Here is a 3,438-nt window from a genome sequence, read left to right as displayed (position 1 = left end):
GTGGATTTAAGATAGTTTGGTTCTAGAGCATTCATAGCCCATGGTAATTCAGGTAAAGTGTGTGTCATTAATATTTCTCCTTTGGTTAATTCCAGACCTTAATTCTAACAAATTAGCTAAAAATACCGGACAATAGGACATAAAAGCTTATTTTTGATTAAAATAATTGATTTTTGAGTCGCGGGCTGATACGATAATACACGTTATGAACAATAGAATAATAAGATTTATTGATGATGGTGAGCGTACTCCAAAGAAGCCGTATATTGAAGTTGAGACAGGGGCTGATCTATCTGGTGTTTCTTTTGCTGATATGCGCGGGGACAAATTGGCTGATGCCATGCCTGCTCCTGATAATGATGCGTTAGCAAGAGCGCTGGCTAGGCAAGAAGAAAATACTAATGTTGATCATTTAATTATAAAAATTATTAATGGTATACCTTTAGCTGATGTGGACAATATCAAAATTGCTCTTGAAAATCCCAAGCTGATTTTGGATACGTATAAAGAACAAGATCCAGATTCGATTGAGAATTTAGCTTATTGTGTTAAAGCTTTAGCAGAAGGTAACCTAGCTACTAGTGCAGACATTATTTCATTAATGATAGATCACATGTCAAGCATTGTTGCTGTTTGGAAGCAAGCTTCAGCCAATATGACTAATGATGAGAATCAAGCTGTTAAAACTCAGCTTCAAGCTCTTATTAATCAGCTTCAAGCTCTTATTAATCAGCATTATGGTATTAGCGCAGATAAGCCAGTTGTATTGGAGCCAGAGACAAGTGTTGAAAAGAGATTAGATAAATATGTGCCAGTTCAGTTCAAACCAGTTGATGGTGTTGGAGCGAATAGGTTATTTGCGTCGCGCCAAGGTAGTTTGGCTGCTTTGCAAAGAACGATAAATTTGGATTTGGATTCTGCGACTATTGATGACAATAGCCAAGCCTTAATAACGATGAAAGATGTGTATCGTGATAATGATAAATTGGCAACAGATTTAGTTGCTGCGATTTTGGCTGACACAAGACTACTCGGCAAGTTTGGTAGTTTTGATGATAATGGACTAGGCAAAGAGATGGATATAGAGCAAGCGATCAAGGATATTCCAACCTATGATGAGTATCCAGAATCTGAGAAAACGAAATTATTAATTCATGCCAAACCAATTATAATGGCGATCTTAGAAAGCAATCACAATTCTATGACTGAACTTGCAGAAGTTCTGATGGCATTACGGGCAATGGCTAAAGAAAGTAAACTATCTTAGTGTGCTTAACAGTCTTGCTATTACTAGAGAACTTAATTTACGCAAAGATAAACTTTATCCATTAAGTTTTGATGTAAATCAAATGGCTGCACCGGAAACCGCTCGTCTTGCTTTTCAGCCGGTTTTTAGATATATGGATGCGAGTCTCAGATCTATACTTGATGGTTTTGATGATTTGATTACAGGATCTCTCTTCGTTGATGATGTCGCTAAGATAACTACGGCGATTCACCAAGGTCTCTATCAGGTTCGCAGCTCTTTAGATTCGATTTTGTTTCATCCTAGTGAAAGATTTGATATTAATGATCCTGCTAGTCCTGATCGGGCTTTGTTTCTCGATAGCTACCAGCTTTATAGTTCATTACTAGACTTGTTTGACAAGGTTATTCGCACTAATAGTGTCAGCTATGAGTCTTTAGACTTGCCTGATTTACCTGTGCTGTCTCAAAGAGTAACAGAAACAGGTGGAATTAAGTTTCATGATATGACTTATATCAATGAATTACACAGAGAGCTAGTTATAGAATCACTGAGACATTATTTGAGTTTGGAATATAACGAAAATGATTTAAGCCTAGATGATGAATTGGCTGCTGATTGTAAGGCTCTTAGAAAAGCAAGCCACGCAGCAGAACCATATTCAAGCCCAACTATCAGGTGCTTGATTGATAGGCAGGTAGAGCTTTTTAATTCTCTATCAATTGATGCAAAAAGATCATTAGATAAATTAGCAAAAGGTGATTCCAAAGAGGATCTTGTACATGAGGCTCGGGACTTGTCTGATAATAATGAATTAACTCAATATGGTTTAATGCAGTATTTAAAAGACGATCAACTCTACAACCTCATGGTTGACAAGGTTTTAAAACATACTAAGGCAAATAAGAAGCTGAGTCTTAGCCGGGTGAGTAAATTCCTTATAAGGTTTGAATGGCTTAAAATCATAGCTGATCAGGCTACCGATGAGACTAGTCCTAGCCTTAAAGCTACAGGAAAATCTTTGGCGATTGGGGACAAGTTGACTCAGCAGCAGCGAGAGAATTTGTATACGCTGATGAGTTACTTAAGGGACTTGATCAAGTTATTTCAATGTCCTTGTCAAGATAGTTTGGATAAGTTAAATCGATATAGCTATGATTCTAATATAAGGTCTTTGATTAATGATACTGCTTCAGTAGAGGGCTTAGCAGCTTCGCAAGATACTTCTATATTGTTTAAAGGGACAGAGTCGCAGCTGAATAGATTTTGGACTGACAACAAAGAGCAATTCATTCAACTTGGATTAAATAGCGATGATTTGGTTTACTTGATTTGTGGTGGTGGTTCTCAAGAGCAGCCAGCAGTTAAAGCTAGAGGAGGAGAGAGGTTGAAGTTGATCTTACAAAAGATGTATCGTAATCTCAAGACCAAAAACTCTTTGGACTTTGATAAGTCATCGAAGTTGATCTTTGCCTTGACTCGGATGCTAGTTGGGCGACTTGAAACAGATGGGCTTGATAAAATTGATAGATTAGCAAGGACTTCAAGTGTGGCTACTAAGCGAGTTATACCGAAAAAAAACACCAAGTCAATTTGACTTGGTGTTTTTAGATGATCTTATGAAATTAATTACGCAGCTACAGCTTCATTGAAAAAGTCTTTAAGTCCTGCGCTAGTTGGCTTCATACCTTTAGAACCTTCGTTCCAGTTTGCTGGGCAAACTTCGCCGTTCTTCTCAAAGAACTGAAGAGCTTTAACCATTCTTACTGCTTCATCAACATTACGTCCAAGCGGTAAATTGTTAACAACTTGATGTTGCACAACGCCGTTTTTGTCGATAAGGAAAAGACCACGGTAAGAAATACCAGCGCCTTCAACTTCTACGTCATAGTCTCTAGTGATTGTTTTGTTTAAGTCAGAAACTACAGTGTAGTTAACGCCTTGTATTCCACCTTGTGACTTAGGTGTGTTTAACCATGCATGGTGTGAAAATTTAGAATCAACACTAACGCCGATCACTTCTGTGTTTAATGATTCAAACTCTGCTAACTTGTCTTGAAATGCGTGTAACTCAGTTGGACAAACAAAAGTAAAATCAAGTGGATAAAAGAAAAGTACTACATACTTCTTACCTTTAAAATCACTTAGACTTACTGATTTGAACTCGGAACCGTTGACTACTGCATCTGCTG

The 3,438-nt window shown here is 37.5% G+C and carries 3 protein-coding genes; 2 read left to right on the top strand and 1 reads right to left on the bottom strand.

What is annotated here, in order from left to right:
• Positions 1–205: 205 nt before the first annotated feature.
• Together O3C63_09555 and O3C63_09550 are read left to right on the top strand one after the other, a co-directional pair.
• Positions 206–1,267: a hypothetical protein gene (locus O3C63_09555; protein MDA0773168.1), complete on the top strand. Its 1,062-nt coding sequence runs from the start codon at positions 206–208 to the stop codon at positions 1,265–1,267.
• A 1-nt stretch (position 1,268) separates the two neighbouring features.
• Positions 1,269–2,843: a hypothetical protein gene (locus tag O3C63_09550; GenBank protein ID MDA0773167.1), complete on the top strand. Its 1,575-nt coding sequence runs from the start codon at positions 1,269–1,271 to the stop codon at positions 2,841–2,843.
• Between the two features lie 32 nt (positions 2,844–2,875).
• Here the strand turns inward: O3C63_09550 and O3C63_09545 are convergent.
• Positions 2,876–3,438, bottom strand: a 563-nt coding sequence (locus O3C63_09545) for a peroxiredoxin (GenBank protein ID MDA0773166.1), incomplete at its 5' end; no start/stop codon positions are given.

The organism is Cyanobacteriota bacterium (assembly GCA_027618255.1).
Classification (GTDB): Bacteria; Cyanobacteriota; Vampirovibrionia; order LMEP-6097; family LMEP-6097; genus JABHOV01.
This window is presented reverse-complemented; position numbering and strand designations above follow the sequence as displayed.

Bases quoted from the DNA above. Each gene is read 5' to 3' on its own strand.
- O3C63_09555 (MDA0773168.1), top strand. From the start codon at position 206: ATGAACAATAGAATAATAAGATTTATTGATGATGGTGAGCGTACTCCA.